Source organism: Streptomyces sp. (genome assembly GCF_035645055.1).
In the GTDB taxonomy this organism is placed as follows: Bacteria; Actinomycetota; Actinomycetes; order Streptomycetales; family Streptomycetaceae; genus Streptomyces.
In genome coordinates this window covers 74,948-95,624 of sequence record NZ_DASQNH010000045.1, presented here as the reverse complement: position 1 = coordinate 95,624, position 20,677 = coordinate 74,948, and the positions used below count along the sequence as shown (strand labels likewise).

The window sequence follows — 20,677 nt, the reverse complement described above, 5'->3', positions numbered from 1 at the left end:
GACGGTGGCGGGCGGGGGTGCGTGAGGGCTCAGGCCGTCCGCACCTCGTACGCCGTCACGCGTACGGTCTCGTCGTCCAGGCACTGCCCGGACAGCAGGTCGAAGCGCTGCTTCAGCAGCGGGGAGGCGACGAACGGGCGGCCCTGGTGGGTGCCGGTGAGGCCGCGGGAGAGGACGGCCGCGCCGGTGAAGGGGTCGCGGTTGTCGATGGCGTACAGCCGGTCCTTGCGGTCGCGGAAGAGGGCCACCTGGCGGCCGTCCGGGAGCAGGGCCGCCACGCCCCGGCCGGGCAGCAGGACGTGCAGGTCGCAGACGGTGAACCAGTCGTCGCCGGCCAGCCGGAGCTGGACCTTCAGGCCGGTCGTCTCGGGTGCCAGGGTCATCGCTGGGCGCTTCCTTCCAGAACGTCTTCGCCGGCGGGGCGGCGCAGGCCGATCGAGAGCAGGGGCAGGTCCGGCTTCATCTGGTCGCGCTCGGGGACGAAGGCGACCACCGGGTCCGGGGTGTCGGGCGCGTTGACGAAGGAGACGAACCGGGCGAGCTTCTCGGGGTCGTTGATGGTCTCCGCCCACTCGTCGCGGTAGTGGGAGACGTGGGCCGCCATCAGGTTCTCCAGCTCGTCGCAGATGCCGAGGGAGTCGTGGACGACCACATCGCGTACGTGGTCCAGGCCGCCGGGGATGCGTTCCAGCCAGGTGCTGGTGCGCTCCAGGCGGTCGGCGGTGCGGATGTAGAACATCAGGAAACGGTCGATGAGGCGGATCAGTTCGGCGTCCGACAGGTCCTGGGCGAGGAGGTCCGCGTGGCGCGGGGTGGCGCCGCCGTTGCCGCCGACGTACAGGTTCCAGCCGTTGGACGTGGCGATGACGCCGAAGTCCTTGGACTGGGCCTCCGCGCACTCGCGGGCGCAGCCCGAGACGGCCGACTTCAGTTTGTGCGGGGAGCGCAGGCCCCGGTAGCGCAGTTCCAGGTCGATCGCCATCCGGACGGAGTCCTGGACGCCGTAACGGCACCAGGTCTGGCCGACGCAGGACTTCACGGTGCGCAGCGACTTGCCGTAGGCGTGGCCGGACTCGAAGCCGGCGTCGACCAGCCGGGCCCAGATCGAGGGGAGCTGCTCCACGCGCGCGCCGAACATGTCGATGCGCTGACCGCCGGTGATCTTGGTGTAGAGGCCGAAGTCCCGGGCGATCTCCCCGATCACGATGAGTTTCTCCGGAGCGATCTCACCGCCGGGGATACGAGGGACGACGGAGTACGACCCGTTCTTCTGGAGGTTCGCCAGAAAGTGGTCGTTGGTGTCCTGGAGCGCCGCCTGCTCGCCGTCCAGGACGTATCCGTCGGCGCCGATGGCGGGCGCGAGGGAGGCGATGATCGAGCCGACCGTGGGCTTGCAGACCTCGCAGCCGTCACCGCCCCGCGCGTCCTCCCGGCCGTAGCGGTCGAGCAGGTCCTGGTAGGAGGTGATGCGCAGGGCGAGGACGATCTCGTACAGCTCCTCGCGGGTCTGGGAGAAGCAGCCGCACAGACCCTTGTCGACCTCGATGCCACTGGCCTCCAGCTCGGCGGTGACGAGCTGGCCGAGAACCTTGACGCAGGAGCCGCAGCCGGTGCCGGCCTTGGTGCACTTCTTCACCTCGGGCACGGTGGTGCACCGGTGGTCGGTGACCGCGCCGCGGATGGTGCCCTTGGTGACGTTGTGGCAGGAGCAGACGACCGCCTCGTCGGGCAGCGCGGACGGGCCGAGCTGGGCCGGGGCGCCGGCACCGGCCGGGAGGACCAGCTGCTCGGGGGAGACGGGCGGGACCGAGCCGGTGAACGCGCGCAGGGTGCCGTAGGCCTCCGCGTCGCCGACCAGGATGCCGCCGAGCAGGGTGCCGTCGCGGCCGATGACCAGCTTCTTGTACAGGCCGGAGCGGGAGTCGGAGTAGACGACGTCGAGGCAGTCCCCGGCGGTGCCGTGCGCGTCGCCGAAGGAGGCCACGTCGACGCCGAGCAGCTTCAGCTTGGTGGACAGGTCGGCGCCGGTGAAGGACGCCTCGTCGGCGGCGATCGTCGCGGCTGCCGTCTCGGCCTGCTCGTAACCCGGCGCCACCAGGCCGTACACCCGGCCGTCCGCGGCCAGCGCGCACTCGCCGATCGCGAAGACGTGCGGGTCGGTGACCGTGCGGCACTGCTCGTCGACCGCGATGCCGCCGCGCTCGCCGACCGCGAGACCGCAGTCGCGGGCCAGCTGGTCGCGGGGGCGGACCCCGGCGGAGAAGATCACCATGCCGGTGGCGAGTTCCGAGCCGTCGGACAGCTTCATGCCGGTGACGGCGCCCGCGGCGTCGGTCATGATCTCCTGCGTGCCCACCCCCGTGTGCACGGACAGGCCCATGTCCTCGATGGTGCGCAGCAGCGCCGCGCCGCCGCCCTCGTCGACCTGCACCGGCATCAGCCGCGGCGCGAACTCGACGATGTGCGTCTCGACGCCGAGGCCCTGCAGCGCGCCCGCGGCCTCCAGACCGAGCAGGCCGCCGCCGACCACGGCACCCGACGTCACCGACTTCGCGTACTCCTCGATGGCGAGCAGGTCCTCGATGGTGCGGTAGACGAAGCAGCCCTCGGCGTCCTTGTTCGGGACCGGCGGCACGAACGGGTACGAGCCGGTGGCGAGGACGAGGACGTCGTAGTCGACGACGAGACCCGAGCGGGCGGTCACCTTGCGGGAGTCGCGGTCGATCGTCTCCGCCGGGTCGCCGACGTACAGCTCGATGCCGTGTTCCTCGATGAACGCCAGGTCCGTCAGGGACAGGTCCTCGGGAGTCCTGCCCGCGAAGTACGAGGTGAGCTGCACCCGGTCGTAGGCGGGACGCGGCTCCTCACAGAGCACGACCACGCGGTGCGTGCCGGTCAGGCCGCGCTCGGCGAGTGTTTCGAGGAAGCGCTGGCCGACCATGCCATGGCCGACGAGCACGATCGTGGGGCGCTCCCCGGCGGGTGCGGTCGTGGACATCAGGAGCCTCCGTCATTGGTGAGCAGGTGGAGCAGGGGGCTGCCGTCAGAGGGGAGCGGCTCTGCTCCCTCCCAGGCGCGGGCGAGCGCGCCGACGGTGCCGAGTTCGCCGACGAGGACCCCGCCGACCAGGCGGTCGTCGCGGACGACGACCTTGCGGTAGGTGCCGCGGGTGGCGTCGGCGAGCTGCACGACGTCGTCGCCGGGGCGGGGTTCCGTCTCGCCGAACGCGGCGAGGTCGAAGGGGGCCTGACCGGAGAGGGTGAGGCGGGTGAGGGAACGGGTGCCGGTGTAGCGGGCGGTGCCGTCGCCGGCGAGCAGCCGGGCCAGGACGTCCGCCTGTTCCAGCGCGGGGGCGGCGAGGCCGTACACGTTCCCGTCGTGCTGGGCGCAGTCCCCGATCGCGCGGATGTGCGGGTCGGAGGTGCGCAGTTCGTCGTCGACCAGGACGCCCTTGCGCACGGCGAGCCCGGCCGCCTTGGCGAGGCCGGCGCGCGGGTGGACCCCGCAGGCCAGGACGACGAGGTCGGCGTCGAGGGCGTAGCCGTCGGCCATCTCCACCGAGCGGACCGCGCCGCCGACCACCCGCACGTCGCGTACCCGCAGGTCCGTGTGGACCTCCACGCCGAGGTCGACGAGGTGGCGCCGGACCAGCCGGGAGGCGGCCGGGTCGAGCTGGCGCTCCATCAGCCGCTCGGACTGCTGGGCGAGCACGACCTGCGCGCCACGCATCGCTAGGGCGCGGGCGGCGGAGACCCCGAGCAGACCGCCGCCGATGACGACCGCGCGGACGCCCGGCCGGACCGCCTTGGACAGGCCCAGGCAGTCGTCCATGGTGCGGAAGGCGTGGACGCCCTCCGGAAGTTCGTGGCCGGGGGTGAACAGTCCGCGCAGCGGCGGCAGCACCGGATTGGAGCCGGTGGCCAGGACCAGCGTGCCGTAGGCGATCCGCGAGCCGTCCGCGCAGTGCAGGGTGCGGCCCTCGCGGTCTATCCCGGTCACCCGGGCACGCGTCAGCTCCGCGGGCGCCGGGAGGGCGATCACCTCGGGGCTGTACCGTCCGGCCAGCACTTCGGCGAGCAGCACGCGGTTGTACGGCCGGTGCTCCTCCTCGCCGACGAGCAGCGCGGGCGTGCCTAGCTCACCGAGCCGCCGGGCGAGCCGTACGCCCGCGAGGCCGGCGCCGATCACCACCACACGCTTATTCGAGGTCATGCTCCCGAGCGTGCGGTGCGGGTGTTACCCGGCCGCATCGCGTCTGTTTCGCGCGGGGAACTCTGCCCTCAGCGGGGGCGGGGGAGGGGTGTGAGGGTTGCTGAGCGGGCCGGCGGGGGCGTTGTGAGGACAGCGCTGCCGTGATCCACTCCGGCGCGCCATGCTCCGGCGCCGCCTCGTCGCGGGACGGTGGCACCGGGGGCGCCGAGAACGGAACAGGGGTGGGGCGACGTGGTCGAGGACAGCGGGCCGCGCGTGGGCCGGGTGCTGACGGCGGCCGGACCGGTCGTCCTGGCGGGGGCGGTCCTGGGGCTGGCGGCGGAGCACCACTGCCTGGGGTGGTCGTCGATCCCCGGCAACTCCTGCGGCGGCCGGTACAGCCCCTGCCCGGACGGCACCACGCCGACCCTCGTCCTGGCCTTCCTGCTCTCCTTCGCCGGACTCCTCGGGGCCTCGCTCACCGTCGCCCGGTTCACCGGCCGCCGCCCCGGCAGGGCGCTGCCGCCCACGTCCTCCTCGCGGCGGGCGCGCTGCTCGTGCTGTGGCCCGGCCGGCAGGGCTGTCTGTGGATGCGCGGGCCCGTGCTCGACCTCGCCTGGAAGGCCGTGCCCGACCGGCCCGCGACGGTGCGCGGACTCGGTGCCTGGGCGGTGGACGAGGGCGGGGGGACCGTCGTCCGGGGGCGCGGGGACGCGCTGATCGCATACGACACGCGGGACGGGACGGCGACCGCCGCTGGGTGCTGCGCGCACCGGTGCGGGAGTCGCTGTGCGCGATGAGCGACACCGTCGTCGACGGCATCGGACTGGTCGCCTTCCGCCGGCACGAGAAGCCCTGCGACACCGTGTGGGGGCGTCGATGTGCGCGACGGCCGCAAAGTCTGGGAACGCGACATCAGGGGCGTCCCGCTCCACACCTCCGCCGGGGCCGGCCTGCTCGCCGCCGACCGGGGCGTCGCCGTCGCCTTCGCCGACCAGGCCGTGCACGGGTACGGGCTCGCCGACGGCGCCCCCGCGCCGGACCACGAAGCTGACCGGGCCGAAGGGCGGCGAGCCCGCCGAGTCCGAGGTCGAGTGCGATCCCGAGGCGGCCTCCGCGGCGGGCGGCAGCACACGGGTCGTCGTCGAGTGCGTGGACTTCCTCGACTTCCGCTCCGCGTGGCTGGTCACCCTCGACAACGCCACCGGCAAGGAGCGCGAACGCCGGAGGCTGCCCGTGCCGAACTGGCGGTGTACGGCGACGGCGACCGGCTGTGGACGTTCGACGCGGCCGACGGTACGCGCCGGGGCGAGTCCGACGGCACGCCGGTCCGCGGGGTCACCGGGCGGATCGAGACCGCCGGGCAGCTGATCAGGGCGGGCGACACCTGGGTCTGGGTCGACTCCGACGGGGACGCCTACCCGCCGGTGCTCGCCTTCAGGCCGTAGCGGGACGCGAGGCGAGGAGGTCGATCACGCCCGTGGTGTCCTCGTCGCCGTGCCCGTCGTCGAGCCGCCGCTGCATCAGCCGGATGAACGGCAGCAGCAGCTCCTGGCTGACGCCCTGTTCGTCCGCCGTGCGCAGCAGGGTCTGCTGACCGGCCTGTACCTGCATGGTGAGGTTGGAGACCACGCCCGTCGTGTAGTCGCCGGTGGTCAGCCGGTCGGCGGTCTCGGCCACCGAGGCCGCCATGGCGTGCAGCCAGCCCTCCAGCAGCGGGGCGAACTCCTTCAGCGGGATGTCCTCTCCGCGCACCAGCGCGAAGGCGTGCGAGATCCCGGCGAACATGCCGTACATCCCGCTCAGCAGCGCCACGTCGTGCAGCGCGGCGAAGCCCGGGTCGGTGCCGACGAAACGGGTGTCCGCCGGGACGGCGAGGGTGTCCCGGTGCTCGTCGAACAGCTCGGCCGAGCCGCTGTAGAACACATAGGCCCCGGAGCCGGGCTGCCCGATCATCGGCGGTACGGCCATGATGCCCGCGTCGACGAAACGCGCGCCGCGCGCCTCGGCCCAGGCGGCGCGGGCACGGCCCTCGGCGGGCGTGCCCGTGGTCAGGTTCACCAGGTCGCGGCCGGACAGGTCGGCGTCCTCCAGCGCCTTCTCCACCGAGGCGTCGTCCAGCAGACAGGCGACGACCAGCCGGTTGGCGGCGACCGCCTCGGCCGCGCTCGCGGCGACGGTCGCGCCCTCGGCGGCCAGGGCCTCGGCGCGGGCGGCCGTACGGTTCCAGACGGTCACGGGATGTCCGGCGGCCAGCCAGGCGCGGGCCAGGGCGGTGCCCATGGCGCCGGTGCCGAGCAGGGTGAGGGGCGTGCGGGAGACGGTGGAAGAGTCGTTGTCGGTCATGGCGTTTAGCCTCGTAGAGGCTGAACCGCCGCTCAAGTACGCACTTGGGAGTGGGTGGTTACCGCGAGGGAAGAGTCCAGGCAGCGGACGGGCAGACGGGAAGGCGGGGGTCGGACATGGCGATCGGACGGCGGGCGGGGGCCTACACCTGCGGCGTCGACGCGGCGATGGACGTGATCGGCGGGAAGTGGAAGGTGCTCATCCTCTGGGAGCTGAGTCTGCGCCCGTACCGCTTCGGCGAGCTGCGCCGAGCGCTGGCCGGGATCACCGAGAAGGTGCTCGCGGCGCATCTGCGGGAGCTGGAGGCGGACGGGATCGTGCACCGGCGCGAGTACGACGAGGTGCCGCCGCGGGTGGAGTACTCGCTGACGCCGCGGGGCGTCGCGCTCAACGAGGCGCTGGAGCCGCTCGGCGCGTGGGGGAAGGTGAACGTGCTGGGGCAGGCGCCGGAGCCGGTGTCGTGACCGGGGTCAGCGGCTGCCCGTCAGGTGGGCGAAGACGACCACGTTGCCCTGGTAGCCGGTGGCGCGCGAGTAGCCGCCGCCGCAGGTGATCACCCGCAGCTCGGGGCGGCGGGCCGGGCCGTAGACCTTCTCGTCGGGGAAGCCCTCCGCCTGGTACACCTCGACGGCGTCCACCGTGAACACCGCGACGGAGCCGTCCCGCCGGTCCACCTCGATCGTGCTGCCGCGCTTGACGGCGCCGAGGCCGTAGAAGACGGCGGGGCCCTCGGCGTTGTCGACATGCCCGGCGACGATCGCGGTGCCGCTCTCCCCGGGCGTGGTCCCCGCCTCGTACCAGCCGGCGAGGTTCGGCTGCCCGGCCGGCGGCACCTCCAGGCTGCCGGTCCGGGTCAGGCCCAGGCCGGTCAGCGGGGCGTCCACCCGGATCGCCGGGATGCGGATGCGGTCCGGCGGGGACGGCGCCAGCGCGGGGGCGGCCGAGCGCTCCCCGGCCGGGTCGGCGTGCGCCTCGGCGGCGGACGGCTGCGGCGGGGCGTGCGAGGTGGCGCCGTCGTGCAGCAGCCAGGCTCCCGAGCACAGGGCGACGGCGGTGACGGCCGCTATGGCGGTGTTGCCGTACCCGCGCATGGGAGCCTCCCTGTGGCCGATGGGACGGGGCGGGACCCTTGCCCCCTCCGGGCCTCGGGTCCCCGTACCCCCTCCGGGCCGCGAGGGGCATTGGACCCGGAGGGGAGGGGCGTGCGGTACCGGCGGACGGACAGCGGAGGGTGTCCGTCAGATCCCGTCGCCTCTCGCCCGGCGATGCAGGAGCCAGGTACCGCCCGCGGCGGCGACGGCGAGAGCCGCCACGCCGGCCGCGGTCTGCACGGGGTCGGGGCCCAGTGCGCCGCCGACCCCCGTCTTCACACTCCCCCGGGGATGCGCCGGCCGGACCGAGGTCAGCGTGACCACCAGGTCGCCCCTGACCTCCCGGCCTTCCCCGGAGCACCGGGCGACGATCTCGTACGTCCCCGGCTGCGCGCTCGGCGGCACCCGGAACCGGCCGATCGCGTTGCCCTCGTGGGAGCTGGGCGCCAGTGTGAAGTGCCCGGCGCCGACCGCGCTGGCGTCGCCCGCGGCGGCGCCGTCGGCTCCGCACGCCGCCGTGTTCACGCTGACCGAACCGCCGGGCACCACGGAGGACGGGTACACGTCCAGGGCGCCGGTGCCGCCGCCGTGCGCGGGCGCGGCGGTCAGTGCCGCGGCGGCGACGGCGAGCGCGGTACCGGTCAGCAGCCGGGCGATACGTCGCATCGGTGTTCCCCATCGATCGAGTCGAGCGGTTCGGGCCCTGTTCTTCTCCGTTCCTCTCCGAGGTAAGTGGCAGCGGCGCGAGCGCGCTTCCTGAGATGTCGTCAGAAATACGGAGAACGGGTGCCGGGCGGGTCCGCCGCGCCACGCCTCAGCGGCGCGTTTGTGCAGGTCATCGACGTGTGATGGGGCATCATGCAAGAGGACCCGAAGGATGCACGGGGAAGGTGTGAACGGGTGACCGGGGCGACCGGGGCGCCGGGCTTGACCTCGACCAGACTTGAGGTACGAGCCTGTGCGGCATGAAGAACTCGACCGCTGAGAACTCGACCGCCGAGACCTCGACCGCCGAGACCTCGACCACTGAGACCTCGACCACTGAGACCTCCACCGCCCAGTCCCCTCTGAACGTGACCGTCGTCATCGGCAGCAACCGCCACGGCCGCTTCGGGCCCGTCGTCGCCGACTGGCTGCTGGAACGCGTCCGCGAACGGGACGACCTGGTCGTGGACGTCGTCGACGTCGCCGACGTCACGCTGCCCACCACCATGGAGCCCGCCCCGCACACCGCCGGCCCGGTCAGCGCGAAGCTGGCGGCGGCGGACGCGTTCGTCGTCCTCACCCCCGAGTACAACCACTCCTTCCCCGCCGCACTGAAGAACCTCATCGACTGGCACTTCACCGAGTGGCAGGCCAAGCCCGTCGCCCTCGTCTCCTACGGCGGCGTCTCCGGCGGCCTGCGTGCCACGGAACACCTCCGCCAGGTCTTCGCCGAACTCCACGCCGTCACCGTCCGCGACACCGTCTCCTTCCACAACGCCGCCGCGTCCTTCGGCCCCGGGGGCCGCCTGAAGGACCCGGCCGGCCCGGACGCGGCGGCGAAGACGATGCTGGATCAACTCGTCTGGTGGGCGCGGGCCCTCCAGGAGGCCAAGCGGCGCAGCCCGTACGGCGGTTAGCCCACGCTCCCGCCGGCTCCCCCGCCGACCCCCACCGCGCTCCACGCCGCCCCCACCGCGCGGTGTTCGGGGCTGTCGGCGCCGTACAGGTCGCGGGCCGCGTTCAGGGTGGCCGTGCGGGCGGCGGTGTAGGTGGTGGTCGAGGTCATGTAGACGGTGAGGGCGCGGTACCAGATGGCGCCGAGCTTGGCACGGCCGATGCCGGTGAGCGAGCTGCCGTCGCAGGTGGGGGAGTTGTGGGCGGTGCCGCCCGTGGTCCTGGCTCCGCTGCCCTCGGCCAGCAGGTAGGCGAAGTGGTTGCCGATGCCGGAGGAGTAGTGGACGTCGAGGGTGGCGACGGTGGGGCTCCAGCAGTCGGGGGAGGCGCCGTCCTTCGACGGGCGGTCCATGAAGCGCAGGGCGCTCCGCCCGAAGCCCGGACGGACGATCTTCTCGCCGATCATCCAGTCGCCGGGGTCGGCGGCGTTGGCCGCGTGGAACTCCACCAGCGTGCCGAAGATGTCGGAGGTGGCCTCGTTCAGGCCGCCGGACTCGCCGGTGTAGGCGAGGTTCGCGGTCTTCGAGGTGACGCCGTGGCTCATCTCGTGGCCGGCGACGTCCAGGGAGACCAGCGGGCCGAAGGTCGTCCCGTCACCGTCGCCATAGGTCATGCAGAAACAGCTGTCGTCCCAGAAGGCGTTGTTGTAGCGGTTGCCGTAGTGCACCCGGTTGTAGGAGCCCTTGCCGTCGCCCGCGATGCCCTCGCGGCCGTGGACACCCTTGAAGTAGTCCCAGGTGACGTCGGTGCCGTACTGCGCGTCCACCGCCGCCGACACGCGGTCCGCGGCGGTGCCGTCGCCCCAGTGGTTGTCGGTGTCGGTGAACACGGTCGCGGGGGCGCGGGTGAGGCAGAGGGTGCCCAGCAGGCACAGGTCGGCCTGGTTCGCCGCGTCGCCGGTGTGGGTGCCGCCGCGGGTGGGGTCCTTGAGCGCGTACCCCGACCCGGTCGGCGTCGTCCGGAGCGGAACCGTGCCGCCGTACAGCGAATGGCCGTCCCCGGACGCCGACTCCAGGGTGTCCCAGGCGTCGATCCGGGCCCCGGTCCGCGCGTCCGTGAGCACCGTCCGCGCCACCGGGTTGCCCTGCCCGTCGAGGGCCGCCGCCGCGGTCCGCCACGCCAGCCTCGGTGTCCCGCGCCGCGCGTCGACCACCAGCTCCGGCCTGGCCGTCAGCCGTTTGAGGGGCTCGCCCGGGTGCAGCGCCCGCAGGGCGTTCGCGGCCAGGTCGGCTGCCCTGGGGGCGGACAGCGCCGGGGTCACGTCCGGCAGCGAGAGGGGGGCTGTCGTCGCGCGGTCCACGCCCCGGTAGTCGCCGGCGGGCGTCAGGTGGAGCACGAAGTCCCCGCCGAGGACGGGGAGGTGGCGGTAGGTGCGGTCGTAGCGGACGTGCTGGGTGCCGTCCTCGTCGATGACGACGTCCCGCACCTCGGTGCGCTGCCCGGCGCCGAGTCCCAGGCTTCCGGCTCGTTCGGCGAGGACGGCGGAGGCGTGCTCCAGCGCGGTGGCCCGGGTGGGCCGGCCGGCCGCTCCGGCGGTGGGGGTGAGCGCCGTGGCCAGCAGGGCGGCGGCGGTCGCGGCGGCCAGGGCGTACGGCCGTATCCGGCTCATGGGTCTCCTTGAACTGATCACATTGAGGGTGATCCAGATTCAAGGGGGCGTGGACATGCCAGGGCCAGGGTGAGGACGTGCAGGTGTGTGAGGGGACAGAATCGCTTCTGTGAGTTCTGTGCGGTCCCGTTCCCCCCTCCCCTTCTTCGTCTACGGCACCCTGCGCCCCGGCGAACGCAACCACGACGCCTTCCTGCGCGGACGGACCGCGAGCGAGGCCCCGGCCCGGCTGACCGGCGCGGTCCTCTACGACGGCCCCGGCTACCCGTACGCCGTCGAGCACCCCGGCGGATCGGTGCGTGGCGAACTGGTCACCGCGCTGCCCGAGGCGTACGGCGAACTGCTCGCCGCGCTCGACCGGCTGGAGGAGTGCGAGACGCCCGGCGACCCGCGCAACCTCTACGAACGAGTCGCCCGCGATGTCGTCCGCACCACCGACGGGACGGTCCTGCGGGCCTGGGTCTACCTCGCGGCGCCCCCGGTCGCCGCCCGCCTGCGCGCGCGGGGCACCCGCGTCGAGGGCGGCGACTGGCCGGCGCGGCGCGCCTCGCTGCCGTAACGGCCGGTCAGGCGGTGCCCGGCGTCTTCCGCGTGGTCACGTTCATCCGGTTCCACGTGTTCGCCGTGAAGATCAGGGCGATCAGCCGGGCCAGCGCCGCCTCGTCGAAGTGGCGCGCCGCCTCCTCGTACACCTCGTCCGACACCCCGTCGGGCAGCAGCGTGACGGCCTCCGTCAGGGCCAGGGCCGCCCGCTCCTCGACCGTGTAGAGGCTCGACTCCCGCCACGCGGACAGCTGGTGGACACGGTCCTCCGACTCGCCGGCCCCGCGGGCGTCGGTGGTGTGGTAGTCGAGGCAGTAGGCGCAGTGGTTGAGCTGTGCCGCACGGATCTGGACCAGCTCCACCACCACCGGGTCGAGACCCTCGACGGCGGCGGCCTGCAGGCCCAGGACCGCCTTGAACACCTTGGGGGCGACGGCGGCGAAGTTCATGCGCTGGGGTACCTGGTAGGTCGTCATGGCGCGAACCCACGGGCCGGACAGACCCCCCGCGGGGTGCATTTCCGCACCGGAAACGCGGGTCAATCCTTCCCCGTCACGGCTTCCAGCCGCACCGCGCACGTCTTGAACTCCGGCATCCGCGAGGTCGGGTCGAGCGCCGGGTTGGTGAGGGTGTTGGCGCGGCCCTCGCCCGGCCAGTGGAACGGCATGAAGACCGTGTCGGGGCGGATGGCGTGGGTGATCCGGGCCGGTGCCACGGCCCGGCCGCGCCGGGAGACCACGGCCACCGGGTCGCCCTCGGCGGCGCCAAGCCGGGCCGCCAGCCTCGGATGCAGCTCGACGAAGGGGCCCGGCGCGGCGGCGTTCAGCTCGTCGACCCGCCGGGTCTGCGCGCCCGACTGGTACTGGGCGACCACCCGGCCGGTGGTGAGCAGCACCGGGTACTCGTCGTCGGGCTCCTCGGCGGCGGCCCGGTGCGCCACGGGCACGAAGCGGGCCCGGCCGTCGGGGGTGGCGAACCGGTCGAGGAACAGCCGGGGGGTGCCGGGGTGCGCGTCCTGGACCCCGGCGTCCCGCGCGGGATCGTCCGGCCTGACGGCCGGCGAGGCGTCCTCGGAGTCAGCGGGGCCGCCGGAGTCCGCGGACCGAGGCGCCGGGCACGGCCAGAACACCCCGTTCTCCTCCGCGAGCCTGCGGTAGGTGATGCCCGAGTAGTCGGCGGGCCCGCCCGCGCTCGCCCGGCGCAGCTCCTCGAAGACCTCCTCGGGGTCGGTCGGGAAGCCCTTCTCCACCCCGAGCCGCGCGGCCAGCTCGTGCATGACCTCCAGGTCGCTGCGGACGCCCTGGGGCGGGGTGATGGCCTGCCGCCGCAGCAGCACCCGCCCCTCCAGGCTGGTCGTCGTGCCGGTCTCCTCGGCCCACTGCGTCACCGGCAGCACCACGTCCGCCAGTTCCGCCGTCTCCGACAGCACCACATCACAGACCGCCAGGAAGTCCAGTGACTTGATCCGCTCCTCGATGTGCGCGGCGCGCGGCGCGGACACCACCGGGTTGGAGCCCATCAGCAGCAGTGCCCGGATGTCCGTGCCGAGCGCGTCCAGCAGCTCGTACGCGCTGCGGCCCGGCCCCGGCAGCGAGTCCGGGTCGACCCCCCACACCTCGGCCACGTGGCGGCGCGCCGCCGGGTCGTCCAGCTTGCGGTAGCCGGGCAGCTGGTCGGCCTTCTGGCCGTGCTCGCGCCCGCCCTGCCCGTTGCCCTGCCCGGTGAGGCAGCCGTATCCGCTGTACGGCCGTCCCGCCCGGCCGGTCGCCAGGCACAGGTTGATCCAGGCGCCGACCGTGTCGGTGCCCTTGGACTGCTGCTCGGGGCCGCGGGCGGTGAGCACCATCGCGGTCTCCGGCGCGCAGAACATCCGCACGGCCTCCCGCAGCTGCGGCACCGACACCCCGGTGATCCGCTCCACGTACTCCGGCCAGTGCGCCATGGCCGCGGCCCGCGCGTCCTCCCAGCCGGTGGTCCGCTCGGCGATGTACGCCTCGTCGGTGCGGCCCTCGGCGACGACCAGGTGCAGCAGGCCCAGCGCCAGCGCGAGGTCGGTGCCCGGCCGGGGCGCCAGATGCAGATCGGCCTGCTCGGCGGTCTTCGTGCGGCGCGGGTCGACGACGATCAGGGTGCCGCCGTTCTCCTTCAGCTCGGTGAGGAAGCGCAGCGACGGCGGCATGGTCTCGGCGAGGTTGGAGCCGACGAGGATCACACAGCCGCTTTTCGGGATGTCCTCCAGCGGGAAGGGCAGCCCGCGGTCGAGCCCGAAGGCCTTCGTCCCGGCCGCCGCCGCGGACGACATGCAGAACCGGCCGTTGTAGTCGATCTGCGAGGTGCCGAGCGCCACCCGGGCGAATTTGCCCAGCGTGTACGCCTTCTCGTTGGTCAGCCCGCCCCCGCCGAACACGCCGAGCGCGTCCGCGCCGTGCTCCGCGCGGATACCACCGAGCGCGCCGGCGATCCGGTCCAGGGCCTCGTCCCAGGTCGCGGGCGTCAGCGCGCCGCCCTCCCGCACCAGCGGGGAGGTCAGCCGCACCCGGGACGAGAGCACCGCGGGCGCCGTACGGCCCTTGCCGCACAGCGCTCCCCGGTTCACCGGGAAGTCGGCGCGTTCCAGCACCTCGACGCCCCCGTCCGGCGTGGGCGACAGGTTCATCCCGCACTGCAGGGCGCAGTACGGGCAGTGGGTGGGCGTCGGGGTGCTGTTCATGCCCTTCAGGGTGAATCGGCCGTGTTACGCGCCGGGACGGCTCCCTGTTACACGGCCGGGACGGCGGCCTCCCCGCCGCTCCCGGGCCACCGTGAGGAGCACTCTGCGCAGGTCAGCGCCCGGCGGCCAGCGCCCGCTCCACCCCGGGCTCCTCCGGTCCGAGGAACCGGGGATCGGGTTCGAGGACCGCGTCCAGCGCCGCCTTGCCGCTCGCGAAGATTTCCCGGACCCCGCCGTAGTACCAGGTCGCGTCCCGCTTGGCGGGCACCCCGACGCCGTACGACGCCACCCCCGCCTCCCGGCACAGCGCGACCGCCCGCCGGATGTGGAAGTCCTGGCTGATCAGCACCGCCTCGTCCACCCCGAAGATCTTCTTGGCGCGGACACAGGAGTCCCAGGTGTCGAAGCCCGCGTAGTCGCTGACGATCCGCGCGTCCGGGACGCCGTGCCGGGTGAGATAGGCGCGCATCGCGTCCGGCTCGTCGTAGTCCTCGCGGCTGTTGTCGCCGGTCACCAGGACCACCTCGATCCGGCCCGCCCGGTACAGCCCGGCCGCCGCGTCCAGCCGGTGGGCGAGGTACGGCGACGGCTCGCCGTTCCACAGACCGGCGCCGAAGACGACGGCGACCTCGGTGCGCGGCACGTCCGCGGTGGTCCGCAGCCGGTCGCCGGTCGAGACATACAGCCAGGTGGTCGGCAGCAGCGCCAGCACGCACCCCGCCATCACGGCCTGCACCAGCCGTCGGCGGCCGGCCCGGGTACGCGGCAGACGAGGTCGTACGATCTTCATACGGAAAGGGACGGTCTGTGCGGCGCCCCGGTTGCGTCTCCCTCACACTCCGCCCGCCCCCCGCGGTGAACCCACGGAAAACGCCCGTGACCCCCACGCAACGGGCCGGCAACGTCCTCCCGGCACCCTCGATGCATGGACAGCCAGCTCAGCCACCGCCCCGGACCCCCCGCGCTCGTCGTCGTGGCCCACGGCAGCCGCGACCCGCGCGCCCTCGCCACGGTCCGCGCCCTCCTCGACCGCGTCCGCGCGCTGCGCCCCGGCCTGCCGGTCCACCTCGGGCACATCGAGCTGAACGAGCCCCTGCTCCCCGACACCCTCACCGCCCTGGGCGAACGCGAGGCCGTCCTCGTCCCCCTCCTCCTCAGCCGCGGCTACCACGTCAAGCGGGACATCCCCGAGATGGCCGCCGGCGCCCCGGCCCGCAGCCGCCTGGCCGCCCCCCTCGGCCCCCACCCGCTCCTCGCCGACACCCTCCACACCCGCCTGACCGAGGCGGGCTGGCGCCCCCCGGCGACCGAGGCCGAACGCCGCGCCTCCGCCGTCATCCTCGCCGCCGCGGGCTCCCGCGACCCCGACTCGGCGACCGACACCGGCCGGACGGCCGCCCTCCTCGCGGCCCGCCTCGGCGTCCCGGTCCTCCCCGCCTACGCCTCCGCCGCGACCCCGACGGTGGCAGCGGCCGTCCGCTCCCTCCGGGCGCGGGGCCGCCACCGCATCGCCGTGGCCTCCTACTTCACCGCCCCGGGCCGCTTCGCGACGGAGTGCGCGAAGGCGGCCCCGGACATCGCCGCGGACCCCCTCGGCGCCCACCCCTTGATGGCCGAACTCCTCCTCCACCGCTACGACGAGGCCACGACGAGGGCCACACCCGAACCGGCGCTGGCCGCGACTCACTGAGGGGCACGGGGAACCGCGCGAGCAGCCCAGGACAAGCCGCATCCGCGCCACCACATCAACCCGGCGGACGCGTCTGCGCTTACTGTCGACCCATGGAAGGCAACGAACCCCCCGCATACCCCACCTCCGCAACCGAACGCTGGGCCCCCGAGCCCGACAAACGCCCCGGCCGCACCGCCTTCCAACGCGACCGCGCCCGCATCCTCCACTCATCGGCACTCCGCAGACTCGCGGGCAAAACCCAGGTCGTGACCCCCGGAACCACCGCCCAGGCCTGGGACGCGAGTCCCCGCACCCGCCTCACCCACTCCCTGGAGTGCGCCCAGGTAGGCCGCGAGCTCGGCGCGGCCCTCGGCTGCGACCCCGACCTCGTGGAGGCCGCCTGCCTCGCCCACGACCTCGGCCATCCCCCCTTCGGCCACAACGGCGAGGAGGCGCTGAACGAGTTCGCCGAGGACTGCGGCGGCTTCGAGGGCAACGCCCAGTCGCTGCGCCTCCTCACCCGCATCGAACCGAAACGGTTCACCCCCGAGGGCTCCGTCGGCCTCAACCTCACCCGCGCCACCCTGGACGCCGCCACCAAGTACCCGTGGCCACGCGGCGCCCACCCGGCCGACCCGGCCTCGCGCAAGTTCGGCGTCTACGAGGACGACCGCCCGGTGTTCGACTGGGCCCGCAAGGACGCCCCCGGTACCCGCATCTGCTTCGAGGCGCAGGTCATGGACTGGTCGGACGACGTGGCGTACTCGGTGCACGATGTCGAGGACGGTCTGCACGCCGGGCACATCGACCCCGACTGCCTGCACGCCGAGCCGGAGCGGCGGGAGATCTTCCGCGTCGCCATCGGCCGTTACGTCCCCGCCGGCACCGACCCCGCCGAACTCGCCGCCGCCCTGGACCGCCTCCAGGACGAGGAGTGGTGGCCGCACGGCTACGACGGATCGGCCGTCGCGCAGGCCCGCCTGAAGGACGCCACCAGCCAGCTCATCGGCCGCTTCTGCCTCGCCGCGGAGGGTGCCACGCGCGCGGCGTACGGGGGCGGGCGGCTCACCCGGTACGGCGCGGAGCTGGTCGTACCGCGCGAGACCCGCATGGAGTGCGCGGTGCTGAAGGCGGTCGCCGACCGCTACGTCATGCAGCGCGCCGAGCAGACCCGGCTCCGCGCCGACCAGCGGATCGTCGTCGCCGAACTCGCCGAGGCGCTGACCGCCCGCGCCCCGGACGGCCTGGACCCGCAGTTCCGCGCGCTGTTCGACCAGGCCCCCGACGACCGGGCCCGCAAACGGGTGATCGTCGACCAGATCGCCTCCCTCACCGACGTCTCGGCCCGCTCGCTGCACGCGAGACTCACGGGACGAATGTGACACCGATGTGACCCTGCGTGGCCTGATCGGGTCACCCCCTCTTCCCCCCTCACGCTCCGTGCGGGAGGCTCGTCTGGCGGCACAGTGACGAGGAGGCAACAAGTGGTCGACGCGGATCAGACATTCGTCATCGTCGGAGGAGGACTCGCCGGCGCGAAGGCGGCCGAGACGCTCCGCGCGGAGGGCTTCAACGGGCGGGTGATACTGATCTGCGACGAGCGCGACCACCCGTACGAACGGCCATCGCTGTCCAAGGGCTTCCTGCTCGGCAAGGAGGAACGCGACAGCGTCTTCGTGCACGAGCCCGCCTGGTACGCGCGGCACGACATCGAGCTGCACCTCGGCCAGACCGTCGACGCCATCGACCGCGCGGCGAAGACGGTCCGCTTCGGCGAGGACGGCACGATCGTCCGTTACGACAAGCTGCTGCTGGCCACCGGCGCCGAACCCCGCCGCCTGGACGTCCCGGGCACCGACCTGGCCGGCGTGCACCATCTGCGGCGCCTCGCCCACGCCGAACGCCTCAAGGGCGTGCTCACCCACCTCGGCAGGGACAACGGCCACCTGGTGATCGCGGGCGCGGGCTGGATCGGACTGGAGGTCGCGGCGGCGGCCCGCGAGTACGGCGCCGAGGTCACCGTCGTCGAGCCGGAGCCGACCCCGCTGCACGGGGTGCTCGGCCCCGAGCTGGGCCAGCTCTTCGCCGAGCTGCACCGCGAGCGCGGGGTGCGCTTCCACTTCGGCGTCCGGCTGACGGAGATCGTCGGGCAGGACGGCGTCGTCCTGGCGGCCCGTACCGACGACGGCGAGGAGCACCCGGCGCACGACGTGCTCGCCGCGATCGGCGCCGCGCCGCGGACCGCGCTCGCGGAGGCGGCCGGGCTGGAGACCGCCGACCGGGCGCACGGCGGCGGGATCGTGGTCGACGAGCGGCTGCGCACGTCCGACCCCGACATCCACGCGGCCGGTGATGTCGCCGCCTTCCCGCACGCCCTCTTCGGCACCCGGATGCGGGTGGAGCACTGGGCGAACGCGCTGAACGGGGGCCCCGCGGCGGCACGGGCCATGCTGGGGCAGGACGTCGTCTACGACCGGGTGCCGTACTTCTTCTCCGACCAGTACGACCTGGGCATGGAGTACTCCGGGTGGGCGCCGCCCGGTTCGTACGACCAGGTGGTGATCCGGGGCGACGCGGGAAAGCGGGAGTTCATCGCCTTCTGGGTGAAGGAGGGGCGGGTGCTGGCCGGGATGAACGTGAACGTGTGGGACGTCACAGAGCACATTCAGCGGCTGATCCGGTCCGAGGTCCAGGTGGACGTGGAGGCGCTGTCGTCTCCGCGCGTGCCGTTGGAGGGGCTGGGCGCCTAGGCGTCTGCCGGGTTCCGCCGGGTTCTCCCGCCCCGCGGGTGCGGGTGCTCCATGGCTTGTCGCGCAGTTCCCCGCACCCCTCGGGGAGTCCCGGTGGCCCCTGGAACGCCGGTGGACCCCCGTAGAATTCACGCGTGGCTGGACGGATCAACGACGAGGACGTGAAGGCGGTACGGGACGCGGTCCCGATCGACGCCGTGGTGTCCGAGTACCTCCAGCTCCGCAACGCGGGCGGCGGCAACCTCAAGGGGCTGTGCCCGTTCCACGACGAGAAGTCGCCGTCCTTCCAGGTCAGCCCGAGCAAGGGGCTCTTCCACTGCTTCGGCTGCCAGGAGGGCGGCGACACCATCACCTTCGTGATGAAGGTGGACCACCTCTCCTTCTCCGAGGCGGTCGAACGGCTGGCCGCCCAGGCCGGCATCACCCTGCGCTACGAGGAGGGCGGCTACAACCCCGCCCACCAGCGCGGCGAACGCATCCGCCTGGTCGAGGCCCACAAGATCGCCGCCGAGTGGTACGCGGAACAGCTCGCGACCTCCCCCGAGGCCGAGACCGGCCGGATCTTCCTCGCCGAGCGCGGCTTCGACCAGGCCGCCGCCGTCCACTTCGGCGTCGGCTACAGCCCGCAGGGCTGGGACCACCTCACCCGCTATCTGCGCGGCAAGGGCTTCACCGACAAGGAACTGATCCTCTCCGGGCTCGTCCAGGAGGGCCGCCGGGGTCCCATCGACCGCTTCCGCGGGCGCCTGATGTGGCCGATCCGCGACATCGGCGGCGAGGTCGTCGGCTTCGGCGCGCGCAAGCTCTACGAGGCGGACAACGGCCCCAAGTACCTCAACACGCCCGACACGGCGATCTACCGGAAGTCCCAGGTCCTCTACGGCATCGACCTGGCGAAGAAGGACATCGCCAAGTCGTCCCGCGCGGTCGTCGTCGAGGGCTACACGGACGTCATGGCCTGCCACCTCGCGGGTGTCACCACCGCCATCGCCACCTGCGGCACGGCCTTCGGCGGCGATCACATCAAGATCCTCAGACGGCTGCTGATGGACAACGGCTCCGCCCGCGTGATCTTCACCTTCGACGGTGACGCGGCCGGCCAGAAGGCGGCCCTGCGCGCCTTCGAGGACGACCAGAAGTTCGCCGCCGAGACGTACATCGCCATCGCGCCGGACGGCATGGACCCGTGCGACCTGCGGCTCGCCAAGGGCGACGAGGCGGTGGCCGACCTGGTCGAGCCGCGCACCCCGCTGTTCGAGTTCGCGCTGCGCCAGATCGTGAGCCGCTACGACCTGGACACCCCGGCGGGCCGGGCCGCGGCGCTGGACGAGGCGGCGCCGGTCGTCGCCCGCATCAAGAACAGCGGCGCCCAGCACGAGGTCGCCGTACAGCTCGCCGGCATGCTCGGCATCCTCGACACCCAGTTCGTGGTCAAGCGGGTCGCCCAGCTGGCCCGCTGGGCCCGCGACCGCGGCGGCAAGGGGCCCGCCCCCGCCGGGCGCCCCCAGCAGTCGTACGACGCCGCACCGCGCCCGGCGATGTCCGGCCCCGCCCTGACCCTCCGCAACCCGGTGTACGCGACGGAACGCGAGCTGCTCAAGCTCGCCCTCCAGCGCCCCGATCTGGTGTGCCCGGCGTTCGACGCGTACGGCGTCGACGAGTTCACCGCCGCCCCCTACGCCGCCGTACGGCAGGCGATCCTCGACGCGGGCGGCGTCGAGTACGGCGTCCAGGACCCGCAGGAGTATCTGGTCCGGGTCCGCGAAGCCGCCCCCGACGACACGGTCCGCGCCATGGTCACCGAGCTGGCCGTGGAGGCGATCATGCGCCGTACGGTGGACGAGGCCTACGCGGGCGAGCAGCTGGTCTGGGTCCGCCGCCGCGCGGTGGACCGCCGGATCCAGGACGTCCAGTCCACCCTCACCCGCCTCGCCACCGGCGGCGATCCCGCCCAGCTGGCCGCCGTGCAGAACGAGCTGTGGGTCCTCCAGCAGTACGGCCAGGCACTGCGGGAGCGCGGCGCGGCGGCCCTCTGAGCCGCAGCGGTCCGGCACGGTAACCGCCCGGTCACGCACCGGACTCAAAAAGTGCGCGCACGCCCCTCGT

At 73.5% G+C, this 20,677-nt stretch carries 18 protein-coding genes; 8 read left to right on the top strand and 10 right to left on the bottom strand.

What is annotated here, in order from left to right; translation table 11 throughout:
* Window positions 1-29 precede the first annotated feature (29 nt).
* From nirD to VE614_RS15260, 3 genes are read right to left on the bottom strand one after another with little or no spacing between them, the layout of a single operon-like run.
* Entirely contained in the window at window positions 30-383 is a 354-nt protein-coding gene (nirD, locus tag VE614_RS15270; protein WP_324936758.1) for a nitrite reductase small subunit NirD, read from the bottom strand.
* Complete coding sequence (gene nirB, locus VE614_RS15265) at window positions 380-2,998, bottom strand: nitrite reductase large subunit NirB (RefSeq protein WP_324936757.1); 2,619 nt, start codon at window positions 2,996-2,998, stop codon at window positions 380-382. The genes nirD and nirB overlap by 4 nt, the downstream gene beginning before the upstream one ends.
* The gene (locus VE614_RS15260; protein ID WP_324936756.1) at window positions 2,998-4,212 is read right to left on the bottom strand and encodes an NAD(P)/FAD-dependent oxidoreductase; all 1,215 of its coding nucleotides are present in this window, start codon (window positions 4,210-4,212) and stop codon (window positions 2,998-3,000) included. Before VE614_RS15260 ends, nirB begins: the two co-directional genes overlap by 1 nt.
* A gap of 1,229 nt (window positions 4,213-5,441) precedes the next feature.
* Here VE614_RS15260 and VE614_RS15255 point away from each other — a divergent pair.
* Entirely contained in the window at window positions 5,442-5,639 is a 198-nt protein-coding gene (locus VE614_RS15255; protein WP_324936755.1) for a hypothetical protein, read from the top strand.
* On the opposite strand, the gene VE614_RS15250 is transcribed toward VE614_RS15255, so the two are convergent.
* A complete protein-coding gene (locus VE614_RS15250) occupies window positions 5,629-6,537 on the bottom strand; it encodes an NAD(P)-binding domain-containing protein (protein WP_324936754.1) in 909 nt (302 codons plus the stop codon). The two genes, VE614_RS15255 and VE614_RS15250, sit on opposite strands and share 11 nt — an antisense overlap.
* Window positions 6,538-6,653: 116 nt before the next feature.
* On the opposite strand from VE614_RS15250, the gene VE614_RS15245 reads away from it, so the two are divergent.
* Entirely contained in the window at window positions 6,654-7,001 is a 348-nt protein-coding gene (locus VE614_RS15245; protein WP_324936753.1) for a helix-turn-helix domain-containing protein, read from the top strand.
* A gap of 6 nt (window positions 7,002-7,007) precedes the next feature.
* Here the strand turns inward: VE614_RS15245 and VE614_RS15240 are convergent, their stop codons facing one another.
* Both VE614_RS15240 and VE614_RS15235 read right to left on the bottom strand, forming a co-directional pair.
* A complete protein-coding gene (locus tag VE614_RS15240; protein ID WP_324936752.1) occupies window positions 7,008-7,628 on the bottom strand; it encodes a class F sortase in 621 nt (206 codons plus the stop codon).
* A 147-nt stretch (window positions 7,629-7,775) separates the two neighbouring features.
* A complete protein-coding gene (locus tag VE614_RS15235; RefSeq protein ID WP_324936751.1) occupies window positions 7,776-8,294 on the bottom strand; it encodes a hypothetical protein in 519 nt (172 codons plus the stop codon).
* Between the two features lie 299 nt (window positions 8,295-8,593).
* Here VE614_RS15235 and VE614_RS15230 point away from each other — a divergent pair, with 299 nt between their 5' ends.
* Complete coding sequence (locus tag VE614_RS15230; RefSeq protein WP_324936750.1) at window positions 8,594-9,250, top strand: NAD(P)H-dependent oxidoreductase; 657 nt, start codon at window positions 8,594-8,596, stop codon at window positions 9,248-9,250.
* Here the strand turns inward: VE614_RS15230 and VE614_RS15225 are convergent.
* Window positions 9,247-10,896 carry a M4 family metallopeptidase gene (locus VE614_RS15225; RefSeq protein WP_324936749.1) on the bottom strand — a complete coding sequence of 550 codons (1,650 nt, stop codon included), beginning with the start codon at window positions 10,894-10,896 and terminating at the stop codon, window positions 9,247-9,249. The two genes, VE614_RS15230 and VE614_RS15225, sit on opposite strands and share 4 nt — an antisense overlap.
* Before the next feature lie 109 nt (window positions 10,897-11,005).
* On the opposite strand from VE614_RS15225, the gene VE614_RS15220 reads away from it, so the two are divergent.
* A complete protein-coding gene (locus VE614_RS15220) occupies window positions 11,006-11,455 on the top strand; it encodes a gamma-glutamylcyclotransferase family protein (RefSeq protein ID WP_324936748.1) in 450 nt (149 codons plus the stop codon).
* Between the two features lie 7 nt (window positions 11,456-11,462).
* Here VE614_RS15220 and VE614_RS15215 read toward each other — a convergent pair whose 3' ends face one another.
* The 3 genes from VE614_RS15215 to VE614_RS15205 all read right to left on the bottom strand — a co-directional run bounded on the left by VE614_RS15215 (window position 11,463) and on the right by VE614_RS15205 (window position 14,939).
* Entirely contained in the window at window positions 11,463-11,915 is a 453-nt protein-coding gene (locus VE614_RS15215; RefSeq protein ID WP_324936747.1) for a carboxymuconolactone decarboxylase family protein, read from the bottom strand.
* Between the two features lie 62 nt (window positions 11,916-11,977).
* Window positions 11,978-14,149, bottom strand: a complete 2,172-nt coding sequence (locus tag VE614_RS15210; RefSeq protein ID WP_324936746.1) for a molybdopterin oxidoreductase family protein — start codon at window positions 14,147-14,149, stop codon at window positions 11,978-11,980.
* Window positions 14,150-14,261: 112 nt separating this feature from the next.
* Window positions 14,262-14,939 carry a SanA/YdcF family protein gene (locus VE614_RS15205; RefSeq protein ID WP_324936745.1) on the bottom strand — a complete coding sequence of 226 codons (678 nt, stop codon included), beginning with the start codon at window positions 14,937-14,939 and terminating at the stop codon, window positions 14,262-14,264.
* 135 nt (window positions 14,940-15,074) lie between these two features.
* Here VE614_RS15205 and VE614_RS15200 point away from each other — a divergent pair, with 135 nt between their 5' ends.
* The 4 genes from VE614_RS15200 to dnaG all read left to right on the top strand — a co-directional run bounded on the left by VE614_RS15200 (window position 15,075) and on the right by dnaG (window position 20,607).
* On the top strand, window positions 15,075-15,839 hold the full coding sequence (locus VE614_RS15200) for a sirohydrochlorin chelatase (RefSeq protein WP_324936744.1): 765 nt from the start codon (window positions 15,075-15,077) through the stop codon (window positions 15,837-15,839).
* Between the two features lie 92 nt (window positions 15,840-15,931).
* Window positions 15,932-17,203 (top strand): deoxyguanosinetriphosphate triphosphohydrolase, encoded by a 1,272-nt coding sequence (locus tag VE614_RS15195; protein ID WP_324936743.1) that lies wholly within the window; start codon window positions 15,932-15,934, stop codon window positions 17,201-17,203.
* 102 nt (window positions 17,204-17,305) lie between these two features.
* Window positions 17,306-18,571 (top strand): NAD(P)/FAD-dependent oxidoreductase, encoded by a 1,266-nt coding sequence (locus tag VE614_RS15190; RefSeq protein ID WP_324936742.1) that lies wholly within the window; start codon window positions 17,306-17,308, stop codon window positions 18,569-18,571.
* Between the two features lie 134 nt (window positions 18,572-18,705).
* Window positions 18,706-20,607, top strand: a complete 1,902-nt coding sequence (gene dnaG / locus VE614_RS15185; RefSeq protein ID WP_324936741.1) for a DNA primase — start codon at window positions 18,706-18,708, stop codon at window positions 20,605-20,607.
* Window positions 20,608-20,677: the final 70 nt, after the last annotated feature.